The following is a 20,950-nucleotide window of genomic DNA, read 5'->3' on the forward strand; positions in this document are numbered from 1 at the left end:
GGGCGTTGCGAACCGCCTGGTTCAAGCCCTTGGTCTGGCCGCGCAGCTTCTCGCTGACGTACAGGCCAGCCGCATCGTCGCCAGCGCGGTTGATCCGCAGACCGCTGGACAGCTTCTCGATGCTCTTGGAGAGGCTGGAGTTGACGCTGTTCAGGTTCCGCTGGACGTTGACGGCGTTGGCGTTGGTGTTAATACGCACGAGAGTACCTCCATGTGTGCCTGCTGCATCCGTGCAGAGACGTCACTGGGTGCGTCAGAGACGCACGTGTGTGGAATGAACCGCGCTCGGGTCGGCGTGGCGGCGCATCTGGGATCTGGGATCCGAAATGGAAGCTGCGACTCCTCTCCAGGACAGCCTTCTCCTTCACGCGACAGCCGAGCCTGTTCGCGCGCTGGAAGCAGACGGATCGTCGGATTGAGTAGGAAGCGTCGCTCTAACGCGCGCTACGCAGCCTTCGCGGTTGCGTTTCCCTACGTTGAAATCATCGACACCCCGTCCGCGAGATGAAGAATTTCTTCAACCTACTTGCGTGCAATGTCGCGGCGGCGATGCGGTGCGTGTGCGGCCGGTCAGGCCTGACACCGCGCCCGCCGCAGGCCGATGGACGCCCATTCGCCCCGTGTCTGTCGTCGTTTGGATACACTCACCCTGAGGCTCGGCTGCCGGCCTGGGAGCGGCCGGGCGCGTCGTGGCGGCCAACATCCCTTCGGAGCGTGTGCCGGCGTGTCGTCCGAGCTGAAGCGCTGCATGTTGGGTCGGGCCTCCCCGCCGACGCCAGCCATCTCCGCGCGCGAACAGCGCACCATCTCCGCGCGCGAACAGCGCACCCTCTCCCTGCGCAACCGGCTGCTCCTGGCGACGCTCGCCGTTCTGCTGGCGGCTCTCTCGCTGGTGGCCTACAGCTCCTGGACAGAGTACGTGCGCGCCCGCGAGACCATCCTGGACGACCTCCAGCAGACGGCGCAGTCCGTGGCGGTCGTTGTGGATACGACGTTCGACCAGTCGATCCTGGTCGGGATGGCGCTGGCGGAGCTGCCGGAGATCCAGGCGCTCGCCCCGGTCGACGCGTCCGCGCGGCTGCGGTCGGCCAGGGAACGCTACCCGTTCGTGAGCGCCACCATCCTGCTCGACGCCCAGGGCACGCTCGTCGCATGGTCCTCGCCGGACCCGCTGCCGGAGCCACGCCGCTCGTTCGCGGACCGGACCTACTTCCAGGACGTGCAACGGACGGGCCGCCCGGCCGTGGTGGACCTCGTGCGGACAACGCGGCCCGGCCTGCTGCTGGGCGGGGTGGCCGTCCCGGTCCTGGACGGCAGCGGCGCGCCGCGGGGCGTGCTGGTGCTGGGGTTCGATTCCGAGGCCGTCGGCGCTCGGCTGCGGTCCATCCGGCTGCGGCCCAGCCAGACGATCCTGGTCGCGGACCGGAACGCGCGCCTGGCCTACTTCAGCGATCCGACGACGCTCAGCTGGGAGCAGCGCGACGCCAGCAGCTTTCCAAACCTGCGCCGGGCGCTGGCCGGCGAGACGGTCCGCGTGAGCAGCACATCCGCGCGGCTCCAGGGTGACGTGCGCATCGCCGCGACCGTCCCAACGCCCATCCACGGCTGGGGCGTTGCCGTGAGCTGGCCGATCTCCGAGGCGTTCGGCGCGCTCGACGACGCCTTCGGCGAGCGCCTGCTGCTGTTCGGCGTGCTGGCCCTGGTGGCGGCTGTCGCGGCCGTCCTTCTGAGCCGGTCCCTGCTCCGGCCGATCCATCAGCTTGACGAGCAGGCTGCCGCGCTCGGGCGTGGCGAGCTGCACCGGCGCGTCATCATCAGCACGGGCGACGAGCTGGAGCGGCTCGGGAACACCTTCAACGTGATGGCCGCCCAGCTCGAACGGGCGCTTGGCGACCTCCAGCATCGGGAACGGCAGCTCCGGCGGCTTGGCGACTCGGGCATCGTCGGCGTGATCTTCTGGGACGTGTCAGGGCAGATCGTCGAAGCGAACGACGAGTTCCTGCGGATGGTGGGCTACAGCCGGGACGATCTCGAACGGGGCCTGATCGACTGGCGCAACCTGACGCCAGAGAGCTACCGCGCCGTTGACGACGACAAGACCGACGAGCTGCATCGGACGGGTACGCAGACGCCCTACGAGAAGGAGTACACGCGCAAGGACGGCTCGCTGGTGCCGGTGCTGGTGGGAGCGGCCTTCTTCGAGGACTCGCGTGAGCGCGGCCTCAGCTTCGTCCTGGACCTGACGGAGCGCAAGCAGCTCGAACGGCTCCAGCAAGAGTTCATCGCCAGCGTCAGCCACGAGCTACGCAACCCGCTGACGTCGATCCGTGGGTTTGCCCAGCTGATGCGCCGGCGCGAAGCGTACGACGTGCGCGCCGTCTCGGCGATCCTGACCCAGACGACGCAGCTCGACCGTATCATCGGCGACCTGCTGGATGCGTCGCGCATTCAGGCCGGCGCGCTGGAGCTGCGCCCCCACCGCATCGACCTTGTCGAGCTTGCCAGCGCCTGCGTCGAGGAGCTTCAGGCGACCACGGACATTCACGCCATTGTGGTGGACGCGCCAGCCCCACGGGTCATGGGCGCCTGGGACGGCGACCGACTGAGCCAGGTCTTCCGGAACCTCGTCGGCAACGCCATCAAGTACAGCCCGGAGGGCGGCGAGATCGTGGTGCGGGTGGCGCGGCAGGGCGCAACGGCCGAGGTGGCCGTGCGTGACCGTGGGCGCGGCATCGAGCCGAACGTGCTGCCGCAGTTGTTCGGACGGTTCTACCGCGCCGCCGACGTCCGTGACGCGGTCCGTGGCGCCGGTCTCGGGCTGTACGTGACGCGCGAGCTGGTGGAGCTGCACGGCGGGCGGATCTGGGCGGAGAGCGCCGGGCTGGGCCAGGGGGCGACGTTCCGGGTGAGCCTGCCCTGCGAGAGCGACGCACCCGCCTGAGCGACGCGCCGGCGATGGGCTGATGCGCACATTGCGGAGCCTCATCGGGGGCTGAAGCCCCCGACCGCGCTCTGTCCTCGATCTGCATCACGCCCGAGCCTGCCGCATCCGGGGTACAACCGACCTCGACAGGTCTGGGAGGGGGACGACGTGCGCGTGTTGATCACCGGCGGCTGCGGGTTCGTGGGGGCGTTCACCGCCCTGGAGCTGACCCAGGCGGGCCACGAGGTCGTCTGTTTTGACCGGCGGGCCGAGCGCTCGGACGTGCTGGCGGCGGCCGGGCCGGGCGTCCCCATCGTCGAGGGGGACATCCGTGACCGCGCGCTGCTGCTGCGAACGGTCCAGGAGCACGGCATCGAGGCCATCGCGCACACGGCGGCGGTGATCGGGCAGAGCGAGGGCGCGACAGACCCCGACTGGATGCTTGGCATCAACGTGGGCGGGACGGTCAACGTGCTGGAGGCGGCCCGCGCCCACAACCTCCGCGTCGCCTACGTCTCGACGGCGACGCTCTACGGACAGCACCCGGACCTGCACGTCCTGACCGAAGATCTGCGGCCGGACCCTGTCGGCATGTACGACACCACCAAGCTGATGGCCGAGACGCTGGTCATCAGCTACCACAAGATCTACGGGCTGGATACCGTGGCGCTGCGGCCGGGCTACGTCTACGGCCACCACAACTCGACTGGCGGCTACTTCCTGGATCGCGTACTGCGCGGCGAGACGGTCGAGCAGCCGGTGGGCGCCGATCTGCCGATCGACTGCACCTACGTCCGCGATCTGGCCCAGGGCATCCGGCTGGCGCTGACCGTCCGCCCGCTGCAGTCACGAATCTTCAACATCACGGGCGGCGTCCTCCGGCTGCGGGGAGAAGTCGCGCAGCTGGTGCGGGAGCTGGTCCCGGGCGCGGACATCCGCCTCGGCCCGGGCATCCCGCCGACCGCCCACCTGCGCGGCCCGAGCGACCTGACCCGCGCCCGCACCGAGCTTGGCTACGCGCCCCAGTACGACCTGGAAGCCGGGCTGGCGGACTGGCTGGCCTGGGCGCGGCGCAGCGGCTGACGGATGCCCGCGGTACGCGCGAATTCGTTTCGGAATTGGGTCAGCGAGGCTACACGGAGATCCGGCCGCTGGCTATTATGCGTAGAAAGCGCGGTTGGCTACGTGCGCCAACCAGCCAGGCGTCTTTGCGATCCGGACACCTGTGTCATGGCACTGGCACGATACTACTCGCCGTCAGGCGAAGGGGGTGCGCTCATATGGTGAGGCGCGTGCTCATCCCGTTGTTCGCCCTGGCCCTCGGCATCATGACTGTGATGCCGGCGATGGCCCAGGCCAATCCGACCGTGAAGGTCGCCACGGACGCCACGCTCGGCAAGATGCTCGTCGACGGCGAGGGCAAGACCCTCTATCTCTACTCGCGCGACGAGAAGGGCGTGTCGAACTGCTACGACCAGTGCGAGCAGCGCTGGCCGATCCTCCGCCCGCCGGCAGGCGGCGCGCCGACCGGCTCGGCGGACATCGCTGGGACGCTGGGGACCATCTCCCGCAAGGACGGGACGATGCAGGTCACCTACAACGGCATCCCGCTGTACTACTGGTACCAGGATGAGAAAGTTGGCGACACCAAGGGTCAGGCTGTGGGCGGCGTCTGGTGGGTGCTCGCTCCGGGCCTGAACCAGATCACCCCGGCCGCCCCGGCGCCGTCCCCGGCGCCCTCGCCGGCCGCCGCTGGCGCACCGGCCGCCAAGCCGACCGGTGCTGGTCCGGCTGCCCAGCCGTCCCCGGCTGCCAAGCCGGCCGCGCCGGCCCAGGCTCCGGTCGCGGCCGCCTCGCCGGCCGCGCTCCCGCGCACGGGCGGCATGCCGTTCGACCCGACCCCGGTCACCGCGGGACTCGGCGCGGCCGGCCTCGCGCTGACCGCGTTCGGCGCGGCGCTGATCCGTCGGCGGTCCCGCCGCTAGTCACCATCGTCCCGGGTTCTGGCGGGCCCGGGACGAGCACACAGCAGACGGGGGCCGGCAGATCGCGCCGGCCCCCGTTTTGCGTTTCCACACGCCCCTGTTGTGCGTTTCCACACGCCCCTGTTGTGCGTGTCCACACCCCCCGGTGTGCGTTCCCGTCAGGACAGCTGCGTCCGGAGCCTTGCCGCCCGCCGTCTCGAATCGGTAGAGTCGTGCCATGCTTCGCTCGCTCCTGGCCGCGACGCCGCGCGCCAGTTTCGTGGCTGTCCTGCTCGTCGGGCTGGTGTTCACCACACCCGTCGTGTGTGTTTGCGGCCCCGGGGATCATGGCGGCCAGGCGTTGCACTCGCTGCTGCCGCACAGTCACGAGCACGTCGCCTCGGCCAGCACGTACCCGGCCGAGGCCGGACCGCACCAGCACGGCGGCGTGGCCGAGCAGGCTGACACGGCCGCGGATGGCCGCACGGACGGTCTCGCGGATGACCCGGCGCCGCGGACAGCCCGCGTCACCGCGCAGAGCGGCAGCGCGGCCGGCTCGCTGACGACGGCTGGCGCCATCGGGTTGGCGTTCGCGCAGCCGTGGCTCGTGCCACAGACCGGCGGCGAGCGACTGCCGCTGCTGACGCTGCTCGCCCCGCCCACCCCCCTGTTCGAGCCGCCGGGGCCGCCTCCTCGACAGACTGCCTGAACGCGGCCGGGGCGCACGGGTGCGCCCCGGCGCCTGACATCCGCCCGGCCTTTCGCCATGCGCCAGCCGTCCCAACTATCCTGGTCGCCCTGGTCCATGGCTCCTGGGAGGGGTCTGACCCTGTCTCGTCTGTCGTTCGCCCGACGGCCGCTCGCAGCCCCCAGCCACCACTCGTGGGCCTGGGGCGGTGGGCCGCCCGGCGTTCCTTGAGGAGCCCCGCATGTCCATGTCTCGTTTCCGACTTCCCACCGTGCTGCGCGCCAGCCTGACCCTGGCGCTTGCCGCCCTGACCGCGCTCCCGCTGGCCGTGCCGGCCGCCTCGGCGCAGGAGACTGTGCCCGTCACCATCGCGTTCAAGGCGATGGTGGGCGAGCTGCCGTTCGCCTGCGGCCAGAAGTACGCCGTGGGCACGACTGGCGCGACGGTCCTCCCGTCCGACTTTCGGTTCTACGTCAGCGAGGTGATGCTGCTCGACGCCAGCGGCAACGCCACGCCGCTGGAGCTGGAGCAGGACGGCAAATGGCAGTACAAGAACGTCGCCCTGCTGGACTTCGAGGACAAGTCTGGTCCCTGCACCAACGGCACGTCCGAGACGCGAGACGTCGTCGTGGGGAGCGTGCCGAAGGGCAGCTACAGCGGCGTCCGCTTCTCCCTGGGCGTGCCAACCGAGCTGAATCACCAGGACTCGACCATTGCGCCCTCGCCGCTCAACCTGACCACGCTGTTCTGGACGTGGCAGGCCGGTTACAAGTTCTTCCGGGTCGACCTGGAGCCGGACCGGATGGCGATGGGGCCGATGGGTGGCCCGATGGCCGGCGCGCCGAAGCCCGAGGCCGGGCAGACCGCGGCGGGCGCCGGGGCGACAGGCCCGGGCGCCGCTGGCCATGGCGCGGCCACCGAGGCGAGCGCCGGCTGGGCCATCCATCTCGGCAGCACTGGCTGCATGGGCGCAAGCCAGCAGCAGGCCCCGGACGGGTGCTCAAACCCGAACCGTCCGTCCGTTGAGTTGACGCCGTTCGAGGTTGGCAAGAACGCGGTGGTGGTCGATCTGGCCGCCCTGCTGGCGAGCACCAACGTCGAGGTGAACCAGCCGGAGTCGGCGTTCGGCTGCATGTCCGCCCCCAATGATGGCGACTGCGCCGGCATCATGGCGGCGCTCGGGCTGCCGTTTGGCGACGCCCCGGCCCCGACACAGACGACGTTCCGCACACAGTAACCGGACCAATTCTGGAGTCTCTCATGCCTGAACGGAGCGCGCTGCCGAGCTGGATCGGCTCGCCGGTCTCCGTGCTGGCGCTCGCGGTGGCCCTGGTGGTGGGCAGCCTGCTCGCCACCACCCTCCCGCGCGCCGACACCGTGGTGGCGCAGGACGCGCCACCGGACCCGTACGCCAGCCTGCCGGCCTGGGCCCCCCGCCCGGTGGTGCCGGCCGACAACCCGATCACCCCTGACAAGGTCGAGCTGGGCCGGCGGCTGTTCTACGACACCCGCCTCTCGGTCAACGGCACGATGGCCTGCGGGACGTGCCACCAGCAGGAGAGGGCGTTCACGGACGGCCTGCCGACGGCCGTCGGCGCGACGGGGCAGATCCACCCGCGCAACACGATGGGCCTGACCAACGTGGCGTACCTGCCGGTGCTGACCTGGGCCAACCCGACCCTCGAACACCTGGAGCAGCAGGCGCTGATCCCGCTGTTCGGCGAGTCACCCGTCGAGCAGGGGCTGGCTGGCCACGAGCAGGAGCTGTTCGACCTGTTCCGGACGGACCCGGAGTACGCCCGCCTCTTCCCGGCCGCCTTCCCCGAAGACGCCGACCCGTACACCCTCGGCACGATGACGCGCGCCATCGCCACCTTCCAGCGGGCGCTGATCTCGTTCGATGCCCCCTACGACCGCTACCGCTACGGGCGAGACCAGGGCGCCATCTCGGAGGCGGCGAAGCGCGGCGAGCGGCTGTTCTTCAGCGAAGAGCAGGAGTGCCACCATTGCCACGGCGGCCTCAACCTGACAGACTCGATCCGCCACCAGCGGACGGCCTTCGTGGAGACGGCGTTCCACAACACCGCGCTCTACAACCTGGACGGCAAGGGCGCGTACCCGGAGCAGAACAGCGGCCTGCGCGAGATCACTGGCCGCCCGGAGGACATGGGGAAGTTCCGGACGCCATCCTTGCGGAACGTCACGCTGACGGCCCCGTACATGCACGACGGCAGCATCCCGACCCTGGACGCAGTGCTGGACCACTACCGCGAGGGCGGGCGGACGATCGCCGAGGGGCCGCACGCGGGCGCTGGGAAGCTCAGCCCGCTCAAGAGCATCTTCATCGTGGGGTTCCCGCTCACGAAGGACGACCGCGCGGCCCTGCTGGCGTTTCTGGAGAGCCTGACGGACGAGAGCTTCGTGCGGGATCCGCGCTACAGCGACCCGTTCAAAGCGCCGTAGAGCCGAGGCTCGGAAGCGGGACCGGGGCGGCACATTCGTGCAATGCGTGCAACATATCATGTCATCCTGAGCGCAGCGAAGGACCTCACCCGCTGACGCGACTGATGAGGGTCAGCGGGTGAGGTCCAGGGCGATTGCACGTTGAGCAGGTCGCGCAGCGTCGTCGGGGCTTGAAAGCCCCGCCTACCATCCTGCAGTCGCTTCGCGACGCTCCAGTCTGACCGGTCGACGCTGTTCCCGGCTGCCGTCGCGCAGCGACGGAGCGAGTGTGGGCGGGGGTTTCAACCCCCGACTGCGCGTTTCACGGCGTTGCGGGAACATCAACAAACGTGCAATCACCCTGGGGTGAGGTCCTTCGCTGCGCTCAGGATGACAGGGGGAGTCTCGAACGCGGCATGCTGAATCGACGTGGAGGGCCGTTCTTGCTGTCCTTCATCACACGCCATCAACCCTCGACACGGTGGCTTCGCGAGCAGTGGCGCAGTGGCTACGCTGGCATGGTGACGATGGCCCGGCCGACGATCTCCCCGCGATTGAGCGCATCGTAGGCGGCGGCGGCCTCGGCCAGCGTGTACCGGCGCGTCACCGCGCGGGCCACGTCCACCGCGCCCTGCCGCGCCAGCTCGATGACCTCGGGGAGGTCGGCGCGGGTGCTCGCGCCGTACGAGCCGACGATGCTGACGCCGCGCCGGACCAGCGGCGTGATCTCGACCGGGGCCGTCGAGCCGGCCGCCGCGATCCCCACCATCACCGCGCGCCCGCCCGCCCGCACGATGCTCGTCGCCTGGACGAACGTCTCGGGCCGGCCCAGCGCCTCAAACGCGACATCCACGCCGCGCCCATCCGTCAGCTCGCGGATGCGCGCCCCCACGTCCTCCGTTGCGCCGTTGATAGCGTGCGTCGCGCCGAGCGCGCGGGCCGCCGCCAGCTTCTCATCGCGCACGTCGATGGCGACGATGGGGTACGCGCCGAACGCCCGCGCCAACTGGATCACGTTCGACCCGACGCCGCCCGTCGCCACCACGGCCACCGACTCGCCGGCTCGTAGCTGCGCGCCGCGTCGAACGGCCCCGTAGGCGGTGAACACGGCACAGCCCAGGATGGCCGCCTCGGCAAATGGCAGATCATCTGGCAGCGGCGCGACGCCGGTGGCCGGGATCACGGCGTACTCGGCCAGCCCGCCCATCGAGTACATCCAGACCGGCGAGCCGTCCGGCCGGAACAGGCGGGTGTCCCCATCGTACAGCTTGCCGCCGAGCCGGTTGACCGTGAAGAACGTCTCGCACAGGCCGTCCTGGCCCCGCACGCAGTAGTAGCAGGCGCCGCACGGCATGATGAACCCGCCGACGACGCGCCGCCCGACGGCCAGCCGCGCCGCGTCCGTAGGCGAGAGGCCCGGGCCATGCGCGACGACGGTCCCCGAGACCTCGTGCCCAAGCACGCAGGGGACCGGAAAGCGGACCTCGGCCTTCACCACGTGCAGGTCGGTGTGACAGACGCCGCAGGCCGCGACCTTGACCAGCACCTCGCCGGCCCGAGGCTCCGGCGTCGGGATCTCTTCCAGGGCCATCGGCTGCCCGATGGCATTCAGCACGACCGCTTGCATCGGCTCGCCCTCCCGGCCCCGAGAGGATACCGCGAGCGGGTCGGGCGGCGGGGTCGACCAGGGCAGCGGGGTCGACCAGGGCAGCGGGAAGGCCGGCCGACGAGGAAGGCTGGCCGACGGAGGCGTGGGCCAGCGGCTCGTCAGTCTTCCTCGCGCCGCCGCTCCAGCAGATAGCCCACAATGGCAAGCCCCGCCCCGATGGCGATCATCCACCAGGTGATGTCGGCGAGCCAGGCGATGGCGATCATGGCGACGAACATGATCGCCATCATCGGAGTCGAATACGTCCTCATGCCGATGGTCAGCGCTCCGGCGGATGTTGGCCGGCCCACATCGTCTCGCGCGGCCGGCGCCAGGAGTGTACCGGCCGCGAGGCTGCCGCCCCCAGGCGATCTGCCCCTCGGCGAGGGCAATTGCCTGTTCGTTGGTGTTCCCAGAACGCGCAAGACGCGCCCGGTGACACCAACTGCGACCAACAGCGGCAGCGTGAGCCGTTCACAACCAGGGGAGAACACGCTTGCGCACGTCTCGTGGCACCTCGGGATGATCGAGGCGCCGATCGGGGTGATGGGCGAGCACGGCACCGCAACAATGAGAGAGGGTGGTGGATCATGGGTCGTAGGTCGTGGGAAGAGGCGAACTCCCACGACCTACGACCTACGATCCACCACCCTCTCTCTCATTGACATGGCGGGGGAAAAGGCGCATCCTGAAGCTGTGGCCAGGCCTCGTCATCACGTCATGGGACGGGGAGTGCCACATCAGGGGACGCAGCCGCTCCACCAGACGACGGACAGCCTCTGCCGAAGGGAGGCAGGCAGTCGGCCCGTACGGAGGCGCCGCTGTGAGGCGCGCGGGAGCGTCGGGGTGCGAGACTGGCAATGGCAGATCTGAGCGGCCGGCAGCTTGGGCCGTACCTGCTCCAGCGCAAGCTGGGCCAGGGCGGCATGGGCGCGGTCTACGTCGGCGTCCACAAGACGCTGCAGACCGAGCGCGCCATCAAGGTGCTGCTGCCCACCGAGGTTGACGAGGCCGTCGTCGAGCGGTTCGTGCGCGAGGGCGTGATCTCCGCCTCGCTGCGCCACCCCAACATCGTCGAGATCTTCGACGTTGGCGAGCAGGACGACATCCACTTCCTGGTGATGGAGCTGGTGGAGGGCGTCTCGCTGCTCCAGCTGCTGCGGAAGGAAGGCGCGGTCCCGCTCGACCGCGTGGTGGTGATGCTGCGGCAGGTCGCCTCGGCGCTGGACTATGCCCATGCGCGCGGCGTCGTGCACCGCGACATCAAGCCCTCGAACATCATCGTCGGGCCGGACGACGAGGTCACGCTGATCGACTTCGGCATCGCCCGGGCGATGGACGAGTCCCGCCTGACGCGCGTTGGGATGGTCGTCGGCACCTTCGAGTACATGGCCCCGGAGATCGTCACCGAGGGCGGCGGCAGCCCCGGCGCGGATCGGTACGCCCTGGGGGTGGTGGCGTACCAGATGCTGACGGGCCGGACGCCGTTCGGCGGCGAGTCCGCCCACTCGATCATGTACAAGCAGGTTCACGAGACGCCGCCCCCGCCGACGCGCTTCCGGGGCGACCTGCCGCCCGGCGTCGACGTGGTGCTCTTGCGGCAGCTTGCCAAGCAGCCGGAGGCGCGCTTTGCCTCGTCGCAGGCGTTCGTCGATGCGCTCTCGGAGGTCGCCCAGCAAGGCCCCCTGACCGAAGACGCCACGTCTCTGGGCGAGGTGACCCGGCCCGGCTTCGAGCCGCCAACGCCCGGCAGCGGGCAGACGCCGTTCCCACGCTCCGGCCGCGCGACGCGCCCGGCCCCCGCGCCCGGCCCTGCTCCCGCGCCGGCCGCCACCATGACGCCGCCCGGCGCGACGGCCCTCCCGGGCGCCGGGACGCGGCCGGCCCCGCCGCCGCCGCTGACCAGCCCCGGCACCCAGCCGAGCACGACGCCGGCGCCCTTTGCGCCCCGCACACCGATCCCCGCCGCGCCGGCCGCGGCCTATACGCCCCGGCCAGCAGCCCCGCCGACTTCGGCAACGTGGCCCGGAGCGCCGGCCGCGCCGGGCACCGTCCTGGGTGCTCCCGCGCTGCAGCAACCGAAGAGGTCGTCAGCAGGACTGATCGTCGGGATCATGGTGGCGACGCTGCTGATGCTCGTCGTGATCATGGTCGTCGTCTGGCCCATCCAACAGCGTGTCAGCGACCTCGTATCCGGGGTGTTGGGAACGGCGACGACAGCCCCGGCGACGAAGCCGGCCGCCACCGCCGCCCCGACCGTCCCACCCACGAGCGCGCCGGCCGCCGTTCAGCCGAAGCCCGCCCCCACAACGCCGCCGACTGCCGTCCAGCCACCGGCAGGCGCGCCGGCCCCGGCCCAGCCGAAGCCGGCCGTCACGCCGGAGCCGCCCCGCGCGCCGACGGCCCCGCCCACATCAGCCGCGCCGCCAACCCTCACGGCGGACCAGCGGCTGGCCCAGGCCCGCGCCGCCTCGGCCGCCGGCAACCACGCCTCGGCCCTCTCGATGCTCGACGATCTGCGCCGGGGCAACACCGGCGTGCCGGGCCTGGACGACGCCCAGTACGACGTGCACATGGCGTTCGGACGGTCGCTGCTGGACGGCGGCAACATCGACGGCAGCATCGAGCAGTTCGAGTCGGCGCTGAAGGTGCGCCCGGGCGACGGGGCGGCCCAGGATGGGCGCAAACAGGCGCTCCTGACCAGGAACTACGCGCAGATGGAAGCGGCCTGGGACCGGGATCAGGAGCTGGCGATCAAGCTGCTCGAAGAGAACATGCAGCTCGACGCGAACTTCCGCGAAACCCGCCAGAAGTTGTATGCGTTACTGATCATGAAGGCGGATCGGCTGCTCGGTGCAGGCGAGCACGATGCGGCGTTCCCGGTCCTGATGCGGGCGCTGGACATCCTCCCGGACGCTGGCGAGGCGCAGATGCGGCTGGTGAGCTACACCCCGACGCCCGTGCCGACCGCCACGCCGCGCCCGGTTGTTGTGCCGCAGCAGCCAGCGCAGCAGCAGCAGACGGCCCCCCAGACGCAGCCTCGGCCCAGTGGCGGCTCGTACACGCCGCCAGCGCCAGCACCGAGCAGCTCTGGCGGATCGAGCTGCCCAGGTGGAGTGTGCCCATAAGCAGGATGCAGCGCGAGGAGGCGAGAGCGGGCCAGACACCTGGTCCCGACCGGGACTATCGGGACCACACGCGCCGCCGGTGCAACGCCGTGCCGGTGGATGCAGGCGTTCGCGGCGTGCATCGGGAAGGGGGCAGCCTGATGTTCAACAGACAGCAGAGACTCGGGCGGACGGTGGTGCGGGCCGCCCTGGCGTTGGCGCTGGCGGTCGTGCTGACCGTCCAGCCCCGGGCGACCGAGCAGGCGCTCGGCCAGGAAGTGCCGCAGCAGATCTGTGGCTCGCAGGGCACTGGCGAGCCGATGTCCATCGGGCAGCCCGGCGCGGACGGCTGGGTCAGCGATCAGGAGGCGCTCGGCGGGCCGGGCGAGGTCCGGCGCTACCGTTTCAGCGTCAAGGAGCGCGGCACGGCGTTCGTGTATGTCGGCGACCAGTGGTACGACCTGAACCTGGGCCTGTTCTCGATGAAGACGGGCACCGACGTCGGGTGCTGGTCCGTCCAGGTGAAGGGCACGTCCACCGAGTCCGAGCGGCGCAAGCTCGGGTTCGTGCGGCCCGACGAGCGCGCCATCGAGGTGGAGGACGGCGACTACATCCTGACGGCCCGCCCGGCCGACGGCGCGATGGTGGATCCGCGCCGCAAGTTCACGGTCCGCGTGGCGGTCGGCCCGCGCATCTGCGCGCTGATCCCGGCCAACATCCCGGACCAGGCGTACCCCGGCATGACCAACAAGCCGGAGAACCCGGACCTGTTCCAACTGGGCGTCTCGCTCCAGCCAGATCCGGCCGAACTGAGCCAGTTCTCGCTGATGAGCTTCAACGCGTACCTCTCGCCGCCGTTCACCGACCTGTTCGATTTCGTGTGGGAGCTTGATGGGCAGGTGGTGCCGGGCGTGGCCGAGGCGACGTTCCTCAAGCCGTACGCCGAGCTGCCCAAGACGCCGCTTGGCATCCACACGGTCAAGCTGACGGCCATCGGGGCGCGCGAGTACAAGGATCCGACGGAGGCGCAGTTCAACATCCTGCCGTTCGGCGGCGGGAGCCGGAGCGTGGTCTGCCAGTTCCGCGGCCCCTCCTGACGGAGAATCGTCAGGTATACAGATGCTGTATCAGCCGGCCTCGTCGTAGCGCCCCTGGACGAGCGCGGCCACCGTCGGCGGCAGGGCCTGGGCGTCGCCGCCGACCAGCGGAACGGCCGGCTCGAAGCCGTGCGTGGCGAGGATCGATTGGCCGGCCTCGGAGAGCAGAAACCGGAGAAACGCCGTCGCGCCCTCGGGATTAGCGGCGCTGGTCGGGATCGTCGCGCCGTAGGCCAGCGGCCGGCCCCGGAAGGTCTGCCCGAGCGGGTTGGTGTACGAGACCCGCGCGTAGAAGGCGGCCAGCAAGGGGTTCCCCTGATCGATTTCGTCAGGAAGCATGATCATCGGTAGGCCGAGGCGGGCGGCCGTGGTGGCGTGCGTCAGGTGGGCGTCCGCGCGCCCCTCGATCAGCGGGGTGAAGTCCCCACCCACGACGATCCGATCCTCGCTGTTCTCGCCCTGCAGCAGCCGATCTCCAAGGCCTGGGATGCCGTAGTGCAGCTCGGCCAGGCGGCAAGCCAGCACGCCTCGGTAGCCGCCAGGATCGTTGCGGGGATCGCCGCGCTTGAAGACGAACCCCGGCCGCTGGGCCACCTCGTACCAGGGGACCGCGCCGGCCGCCGCCGCGTCAAGCTCGGCGCGGAACCGGCTGCGCGGACTGTAGACCAGGGCCATCCGCTGTCGACAGAAGATGACCAGCCAGCGCGCGGCCGGGGTGTGCTCCGCGCCGAACAACACCGACTCGATCACCTGGGCGTCGGCGCTGGCGAAGAGATCCGCCTGCAACTCGCCGGCCCGGATGCCGTTTGCCAGCGCGACGGACGGTCCGCCGTGCGTCTCAGACGGTGGGCCGCCGGCCGACAGCAGCGCGTGGCGCAGCTCGGCCATCGCGGCGTTCAACGAGCCGGCGTGGTAGACGGCGATGGGCGAGGACCGATCGGGCACGGTACGCCTCCACAGGACGATCGCATGATACGCGAGCGGTGCAGGGTCTCCAGGCCGTCGCGGGCATGGCCGGTCCATCGAGAACAGGGAGGGTCGGAGCGGTCGCCGCTGCGGAGGGGAACCGGCGACCGCTCCGACCCGCGTCATCCGCCTCCCCCACAGACGCGGATGACGAGCCAGCGTGGGGCCCGGGGCGGGCGCCGGCGCCGCGTGAGCACCTGTGCCGCGTGGGCCGCGAAGATCTCGTTGGAGAACCGCCTCAGGAGCCGGCGCGGCCGCTCGTAGCCGCGCCGGCCCGTGCGGAGGAGAGACATGACCCCGGACACGGGCAGACCGAGACCATGAGACAGCGCGCGGTGCGAACACGCGCCATCATCCAGCAGGAGCGACGGCCAGGAGGCGCACATCCCGGCCCGGAAACGACACCGACGGCGAGTGAGCCAGCAGGCCAGCCCGCCTGCCACAATCTACTCAATCAATGAATAGGTTGTCAAGCGAGCGTCGTCGTCGCGTCGTCGATTCTGGCGCGCGCCTGCGCGGACGCCGCACCATCCCTGTTGGAGGTACGCACGACGATGGCTCCACTCTTCGGCCTGCACATGCCCAACTTCAGCCACCACGATCTTCCCCCCGACCAGCTCTTTGACCGGGTCGTGGCGCAGGCGCAGGCGGCCGAGGCGGCCGGCTTCGACCTCCTCACCGTCATGGACCACTTCTACCAGATCGGCGTCGTCGGGCCGGAGACCGAGCCGATGCTCGAAGCGTACGCCGTGCTGGCGGCGCTGGCTCAGGCCACGAGCCGCATCAGCCTGGGCACGCTGGTCACCGGGGTGACGTACCGCAACCCGGCCCTGCTGGTGAAGACCGTCACCACCCTCGACATCATCTCGAAGGGGCGGGCGATCCTGGGCATCGGGGCGGCCTGGAACGAGTCAGAGCACACCGGCTACGGCTTCACGTTCCCGCCGGTCCGCGAGCGGATGGACCGGCTGGGCGAGGCGCTGACCATCGCGCAGCTGATGTTCGCCGACACGCGCCCGAGCTTCACGGGCCGCTACTACAGCATCGACCGGGCCTTGAACGAGCCGCGCCCGCTCCAGCAGGGCGGCCCGAAGATCCTGGTGGGCGGGGCTGGCGAGCAGCGGACGCTCCGGCTGGCAGCGCGCCACGCCGACCTCACGCACTGGTTCGTGCCGACGCCCGAGGAGTTCACGCGGAAGAACGCGATCCTCGAAGAGCACTGCCGGGCCGTCGGGCGCGATCCGTCCGCCATCGTGCGGACCATCGGTGCGCCGGTCTGGCTGGTCCGCGACGAGCAGGAGGGGCGCGCGGTCGTGGACCGGCTGCCGCCGGCCCGCCGCGCAATGGTCCGCCCGGCCACCCCAGAGCAGGCCGCCGAGATCCTGCATGGGTTCATGCGGGTGGGCGCGCAGGGGTTCACGTTCAACAACCCGAACCTCTCGACGCCGGAGCTGATCGCGGCGGCCGGCCAGGTGAAGCAGCACCTGAGCTGACCTGGCGGCGAGTCCGCCGATGTCCTGGCGGCGAGTCCGCCGATGTCCTGGCGGCGAGTCCGCCAGGGCGATTGCATGTTCATTGGTGTCCCCGAAGCATCATGGAACGGGCGGTCGGGGGTTGAAACCCCCGCCTACAGTCACGCCGTCGCTGCGCGACGGCCGTCGGGAACGGCAGGCACTGGTGCGACTGGAGCGTCGCGAAGCGACTGCAGGATCGTAGGCGGGGCTTTCAAGCCCCGACGCGGCGGCACGACGACATCAACATGCAATCGCCCTGGCGAGTCCGCCGATGTCCTGGCGGGCCAGCCCGGCGGGGGTCGAGAATCGCCTGACGGCTCCGTCCTACTGATACGAGCGGCCTGACCGGGCTGCCCGACGACCAGGGAGAACCCTCGTGAAGTATCTGCTGCTCAAGCACTATCGTGGCGCGCCGGCGCCCGTCAACAACGTGCCGATGGACCGCTGGACGCCGCAGGAGGTGGACGCGCACATCCAGTTCATGCGCGACTTCGCGGCACGCCTCCAGGAGTCAGGTGAGTTCGTCGATGCCCAGGCGCTCGCCCCCGAAGGCGCGTGGGTGCAGTACGACGGCGAAGGCCGCCCGGCAGCGACCGATGGCCCGTTCGCAGAGACCAAAGACCTGATCGCTGGCTGGATGATCATCGACGTAGAGTCCTGGGACCGCGCCGTCCAGCTGGCCGGCGAGCTGTCCGCCGCGCCCGGGGCCGGCGGCAAGCCGATACACGAGTGGCTTGAGGTGCGCCCGTTCATGCACGAGCCGCCCACGGTGACCGAGTGAACGAGGCGCTGCTACGGGAGCTGGCGCCGGCGGCGATCGCCATCCTCGTCCGGCGCGGAGCAGACTTCGCGTCGGCCGAAGACGCGGTGCAGGAGGCCCTGCTCCGGGCACTGGCATCCTGGCCGGCCGATCCGCCACGCGATCCGAAAGCGTGGCTGGTTACGGCCGGCTGGCGGCGGTTCCTCGACGCGGCCCGCGCCGAGACGTCACGGCGCGGGCGCGAGCAGGCCGTCCAGGTCGAGCCGCCGGCCGGGCCAGCCTCCGACACGGACGACACCTTGCACCTGTATTTCCTGTGCGCCCACCCGGCCCTGTCTCGGAGCGCGGCGGTCGCCCTGACGCTGCGGGCCGTCGGCGGGCTGACGACGCGGCAGATCGCCACGGCGTACCTGGTGCCCGAGGCGACGATGGCGCAGCGGATCAGTCGGGCCAAGCGGCGGCTGGCCGGGCTGCCGCTCGACCAGCCCGGCGACCTCAAGACGGTGCTCCAGGTGCTCTACCTCGTGTTCAACGAGGGGTACAGCGGGGACGTCGATCTGGCGGTCGAGGCGATCCGGCTGACCCGCCAGCTCGCCGCCCTGACCGACGCACCAGAGGTGGCCGGGCTGCTGGCGCTCATGCTGCTCCACCATGCGCGCCGGGCCTCGCGCACTGGCCCGGGCGGGCGGCTGGTGCCGCTCACCGAGCAGGATCGGTCTCGCTGGGACACCGGCCTGATCGCCGAGGGGGTGACGATCCTGCAAGCCGCGCTGGCCCGGGACCGGCTCGGCGAGTATCAGGCGCAGGCCGCGATCGCCGCCCTGCACGCAGACGCCCCGAGCACCACCGAGACGGACTGGCCGCAGATCGTGGAGTGGTACGACGAGCTGCTGGGCCTGACCGGCAGCCCCGTGGTGCAGCTCAACCGCGCGGTGGCGGTGGGCGAGGCCGAAGGGCCGCAGGCTGGCCTGACGGCGCTGGCCCAGGTGGAACCCGCCGTGCCCCGCTACGCCGCCGTGCGAGCCTACCTGCTCGAACGGGCCGGCGACCTCGCGCACGCCACCGAGCTGTACGCGGAGGCCGCCCGCGCTGCGACCAGCGTGCAAGAGCGCGACCACCTCACGCGCGAGGCCGCCCGCGTGCGGCAACTGCCGCGGTAAAGCACCGGTTGCCGTTACGCCACCTCGGCCGGCTGCTCCGAGCCGCTCAGCGCCGCCTGCACGCGCGGCGCAACCTCCGTGCCGTAGAGCCGGATGCTCTCCATCAGGTTCTCGTGCGGGAGCGTCCCGAGGCTGTACTTCAGGTCGAACCGGGAGAGCCCCAGCTCCTGCGCCACCTTGACGATCTTCGTGGCAACGGTCTCCGGCGAGCCGACGCACAGCGCGCCGTCCGGGCCGGCCGTCTGCTCGAACTGGGCGCGGACCATCGGGCGCCAGCCGCGCTCGCGGCCGATCCGCCCCATCATGGCCTGGTAGTGCGGCCAGGCCTCGTCCAGGGCCTGCCGATCGGTGGCGGCGATGTAGCCCGGCGAGTGGACGCCAATCGGCAGCTTCGGCTGTCCGAAGTGCTCCAGCGCTCGGTAGTAGAGGTCAACCAGCGGCTTGAACTGGGCCGGCGCGCCGCCGATGATCGCCAGCATCAGCGGGAGGCCATGCCGGGCCACCCGCACGACGGACTCGGGACTGCCGCCAACGGCCACCCAGGTGGTGAGCGGGGCGGACTCGGTGGGTGGGTAGACCAGCTGATCCGTCAGGCTGGAGCGGGTCTGCCCGGACCAGGTGACCGGCTGCTGCTTGCGTAGCTGCGCGAACAGGTCGAGCTTCTCCTCGAAGAGCTGCTCGTACTGGTCCAGCGGGTAGCCGAACAGCGGGAACGATTCGGTGAACGAGCCGCGCCCGAGGATCACCTCGGCCCGGCCATTCGAGAGGGCGTCGAGGGTCGAGAAGCGCTCGAAGACACGGACCGGATCGTCCGAGCTGAGGACGGTGACGGCGGAGCCGAGCCGGATACGCTCGGTCTGGCCGGCGATGGCCGCCAGGACGACCTCTGGCGCGGAGACGGCGAAGTCGTCGCGGTGGTGCTCGCCGACGCCGACGAAGTCGAGGCCAAGCCGATCGGCCAGGACGGCCTCTGCGACGACGTTGCGGATAACCTGGGCATGGGGCAGCGGCCGGCCATCGGCGTCGAAGGTGACATCGCCGAACGTGTCCAGACCGAGTTCAAGACGGGGCGCCATGGTGTGGGTCTCCTTCCACCCGGGGCAGCAGCGGCGTCCGCTCAGCCCCGGAAGGTTTAGTGCTAAACCTACACGGTGTAACGCTGCCCGCGGCAGATTATTCCGGGTGCACGCCGGGGATGGTGCGATGGAGGGCCACCCAGCCGCTGGCGGTGTCGGGGTAGCGGCAGGCGGTCGGGCAGGGCGCCGTCTGCACGAAGATCTCCAGCAGGCGGGCATCCTCCTCGTCAAACGAGAACGGCGACGGCCCAGACAGCGATGCCGGGCCAGCCTCGGCCCAGAGGAAGCCAACAACCCGGGCGGAGTCCGCCTGCGGGATGTTACCGGTCCAGCCCGATGTCTTCCCAGGCGACGGGGTCTTCTATCGGCTCGAGGTGGGTGAAGACGGTGGTCGAGGGGATCACCTCGCGGATGTCGGCTTCGAGCTGCTCCAGCAGGTCGTGACCGTGCTGGACCGTCCAGAAGCCGGGCACCAGGACGTGCATCGAGATGAAGCGGCGGACGCCGGCCTGCCGGGTGCGGATGGCGTGGAACTCGATGCCCTGGGGCCGGTACCGGCCCAGGATGCCGTCGAGCTTCGCCCGCTCCTGGGGGATGATGGCGGTATCGAGCAGGCCGAGCACCGAGCGGCGCACGAGGTGCCAGCCAGACCAGACGATGTTGACGCCGACGGCCAGCGCCACCAGCGGGTCGAGCCAGAGCCAGCCGGTGGCCCAGACTGCCCCGACGCCGATCAGGACGCCAACGGAGGTCCAGACGTCGGTCATCAGGTGCTTGGCGTCGGCTTCGAGGGTGATCGAGTGGTAGGCGCGGGCGGCCTGGTGCAGCCGCATCGCCACCACGAGATTCACCAGCGACGCGACACACGACACCGCGAGGCCGAGGCCGATGGCCTCCAGCTCGCCGGGACTCAGGAGCCGGCCAACCGCCGTGTAGACGATGCTGATGGCCGCGACGATGATGAGCGCCCCCTCGATGCCGCTGGAGAAATACTCGGCCTTCTCGTAGCCGTAGGCGCGCTCGGCGTCTGGCTCGCGGGCGGCGATGCTCAGGGCGATCAGCGCGACGATGGCGGCGACGAGGTTGACGAGCGACTCCATCGCGTCGGAGAGCAGGCCGACGGAGCCGGTCAGGGCGTAGGCCGCGGCCTTGAGCGCGATGGTCACGATCGCTGCCGCGATGGACAGCCAGGCGAACCGTGTCAGAGACGGTCTCACCTGCGAACGGGGTTGGGTCACGGGTTGCACGGGCAGGCTCCAGATGGGACTGACGCCCGACGACGGGTCCATACCGTGACTCGCCGTCTCCAGAGCCGCGCGCGGAGGGCCAGGGGGCCGTGGCAAGAGACCATCGGCCCGACTGATCCCGCGCAGGCGCGGATCGTGGGCCGAAGGTCTGGCTGAGCTAGCGAAGGCGCTAGCCGGTAGGACCAGGGGGCACAACCCCCAGCGTGTTGACCCTACCTGCGACTCCCGAGGGAGCCGCCAGTTACTCCCCTTCGGAGCGCTGACAGGGGAAGTCTAGGGGCAGGGCGGGCCGGACGGCAACCGTTCGGCCGTCAGCGCCAACCATCGTCTCTGGCCCCACCCTCGCCGGCGGCGTATC

At 70.6% G+C, this 20,950-nt stretch carries 17 protein-coding genes; 11 read left to right on the plus strand and 6 right to left on the minus strand.

What is annotated here, in order from left to right:
- Positions 1-199 (minus strand): flagellin (locus IT306_13605; protein MCC7369458.1); only part of this gene is annotated, 199 nt, incomplete at its 3' end.
- Positions 200-724: 525 nt separating this feature from the next.
- Between IT306_13605 and IT306_13610 the strand changes: the two genes are divergently transcribed.
- From IT306_13610 to IT306_13635, 6 genes are all read left to right on the plus strand, one after another.
- Positions 725-2,941 carry a PAS domain S-box protein gene (locus tag IT306_13610; protein MCC7369459.1) on the plus strand — a complete coding sequence of 739 codons (2,217 nt, stop codon included), beginning with the start codon at positions 725-727 and terminating at the stop codon, positions 2,939-2,941.
- Positions 2,942-3,091: 150 nt separating this feature from the next.
- Entirely contained in the window at positions 3,092-4,006 is a 915-nt protein-coding gene (locus IT306_13615) for an NAD(P)-dependent oxidoreductase (GenBank protein MCC7369460.1), read from the plus strand.
- A 209-nt stretch (positions 4,007-4,215) separates the two neighbouring features.
- Positions 4,216-4,908 carry a hypothetical protein gene (locus IT306_13620; protein ID MCC7369461.1) on the plus strand — a complete coding sequence of 231 codons (693 nt, stop codon included), beginning with the start codon at positions 4,216-4,218 and terminating at the stop codon, positions 4,906-4,908.
- A gap of 217 nt (positions 4,909-5,125) precedes the next feature.
- Complete coding sequence (locus IT306_13625) at positions 5,126-5,596, plus strand: hypothetical protein (protein MCC7369462.1); 471 nt, start codon at positions 5,126-5,128, stop codon at positions 5,594-5,596.
- Positions 5,597-5,822: 226 nt separating this feature from the next.
- Positions 5,823-6,812, plus strand: coding sequence for a metallo-mystery pair system four-Cys motif protein (locus IT306_13630; GenBank protein ID MCC7369463.1), 990 nt, complete (start codon positions 5,823-5,825; stop codon positions 6,810-6,812).
- A 23-nt stretch (positions 6,813-6,835) separates the two neighbouring features.
- Entirely contained in the window at positions 6,836-8,038 is a 1,203-nt protein-coding gene (locus tag IT306_13635; GenBank protein ID MCC7369464.1) for a di-heme enzyme, read from the plus strand.
- Positions 8,039-8,525: 487 nt separating this feature from the next.
- On the opposite strand, the gene IT306_13640 is transcribed toward IT306_13635, so the two are convergent.
- Together IT306_13640 and IT306_13645 are read right to left on the minus strand one after the other, a co-directional pair.
- Complete coding sequence (locus IT306_13640; protein MCC7369465.1) at positions 8,526-9,644, minus strand: zinc-binding dehydrogenase; 1,119 nt, start codon at positions 9,642-9,644, stop codon at positions 8,526-8,528.
- Between the two features lie 140 nt (positions 9,645-9,784).
- Positions 9,785-9,937: a hypothetical protein gene (locus IT306_13645; GenBank protein ID MCC7369466.1), complete on the minus strand. Its 153-nt coding sequence runs from the start codon at positions 9,935-9,937 to the stop codon at positions 9,785-9,787.
- A gap of 588 nt (positions 9,938-10,525) precedes the next feature.
- Here IT306_13645 and IT306_13650 point away from each other — a divergent pair.
- Entirely contained in the window at positions 10,526-12,793 is a 2,268-nt protein-coding gene (locus IT306_13650) for a protein kinase (protein MCC7369467.1), read from the plus strand.
- 140 nt (positions 12,794-12,933) lie between these two features.
- Positions 12,934-13,869 carry a hypothetical protein gene (locus tag IT306_13655; GenBank protein ID MCC7369468.1) on the plus strand — a complete coding sequence of 312 codons (936 nt, stop codon included), beginning with the start codon at positions 12,934-12,936 and terminating at the stop codon, positions 13,867-13,869.
- A 30-nt stretch (positions 13,870-13,899) separates the two neighbouring features.
- Here IT306_13655 and IT306_13660 read toward each other — a convergent pair whose 3' ends face one another.
- The gene (locus IT306_13660; GenBank protein ID MCC7369469.1) at positions 13,900-14,814 is read right to left on the minus strand and encodes an extracellular solute-binding protein; all 915 of its coding nucleotides are present in this window, start codon (positions 14,812-14,814) and stop codon (positions 13,900-13,902) included.
- 575 nt (positions 14,815-15,389) lie between these two features.
- On the opposite strand from IT306_13660, the gene IT306_13665 reads away from it, so the two are divergent.
- The 3 genes from IT306_13665 to IT306_13675 all read left to right on the plus strand — a co-directional run bounded on the left by IT306_13665 (position 15,390) and on the right by IT306_13675 (position 18,269).
- Positions 15,390-16,328 (plus strand): LLM class F420-dependent oxidoreductase, encoded by a 939-nt coding sequence (locus tag IT306_13665; GenBank protein MCC7369470.1) that lies wholly within the window; start codon positions 15,390-15,392, stop codon positions 16,326-16,328.
- 397 nt (positions 16,329-16,725) lie between these two features.
- Positions 16,726-17,130 carry a hypothetical protein gene (locus tag IT306_13670; GenBank protein ID MCC7369471.1) on the plus strand — a complete coding sequence of 135 codons (405 nt, stop codon included), beginning with the start codon at positions 16,726-16,728 and terminating at the stop codon, positions 17,128-17,130.
- Positions 17,127-18,269, plus strand: coding sequence for an RNA polymerase subunit sigma-24 (locus IT306_13675; protein ID MCC7369472.1), 1,143 nt, complete (start codon positions 17,127-17,129; stop codon positions 18,267-18,269). Before IT306_13670 ends, IT306_13675 begins: the two co-directional genes overlap by 4 nt.
- Positions 18,270-18,283: 14 nt before the next feature.
- Here the strand turns inward: IT306_13675 and IT306_13680 are convergent, their stop codons facing one another.
- Together IT306_13680 and IT306_13685 are read right to left on the minus strand one after the other, a co-directional pair.
- Positions 18,284-19,345 carry an LLM class flavin-dependent oxidoreductase gene (locus tag IT306_13680; GenBank protein MCC7369473.1) on the minus strand — a complete coding sequence of 354 codons (1,062 nt, stop codon included), beginning with the start codon at positions 19,343-19,345 and terminating at the stop codon, positions 18,284-18,286.
- 320 nt (positions 19,346-19,665) lie between these two features.
- Positions 19,666-20,634, minus strand: a complete 969-nt coding sequence (locus IT306_13685) for a cation transporter (GenBank protein MCC7369474.1) — start codon at positions 20,632-20,634, stop codon at positions 19,666-19,668.
- Between the last annotated feature and the right edge of the window lie 316 nt (positions 20,635-20,950).

The sequence above is a fragment of the Chloroflexota bacterium genome (assembly GCA_020850535.1).
In the GTDB taxonomy this organism is placed as follows: Bacteria; Chloroflexota; UBA6077; order UBA6077; family JACCZL01; genus JADZEM01.

Coding starts and splice junctions, on each gene's coding strand:
- IT306_13625 (MCC7369462.1), top strand. CDS start 5,126: ATGCTTCGCTCGCTCCTGGCCGCGACGCCGCGCGCCAGTTTCGTGGCT.
- IT306_13630 (MCC7369463.1), top strand. CDS start 5,823: ATGTCTCGTTTCCGACTTCCCACCGTGCTGCGCGCCAGCCTGACCCTG.
- IT306_13635 (MCC7369464.1), top strand. CDS start 6,836: ATGCCTGAACGGAGCGCGCTGCCGAGCTGGATCGGCTCGCCGGTCTCC.
- IT306_13640 (MCC7369465.1), bottom strand. CDS start 9,644: ATGCAAGCGGTCGTGCTGAATGCCATCGGGCAGCCGATGGCCCTGGAA.
- IT306_13645 (MCC7369466.1), bottom strand. CDS start 9,937: ATGAGGACGTATTCGACTCCGATGATGGCGATCATGTTCGTCGCCATG.
- IT306_13650 (MCC7369467.1), top strand. CDS start 10,526: ATGGCAGATCTGAGCGGCCGGCAGCTTGGGCCGTACCTGCTCCAGCGC.
- IT306_13655 (MCC7369468.1), top strand. CDS start 12,934: ATGTTCAACAGACAGCAGAGACTCGGGCGGACGGTGGTGCGGGCCGCC.
- IT306_13665 (MCC7369470.1), top strand. CDS start 15,390: ATGGCTCCACTCTTCGGCCTGCACATGCCCAACTTCAGCCACCACGAT.
- IT306_13680 (MCC7369473.1), bottom strand. CDS start 19,345: ATGGCGCCCCGTCTTGAACTCGGTCTGGACACGTTCGGCGATGTCACC.
- IT306_13685 (MCC7369474.1), bottom strand. CDS start 20,634: ATGGACCCGTCGTCGGGCGTCAGTCCCATCTGGAGCCTGCCCGTGCAA.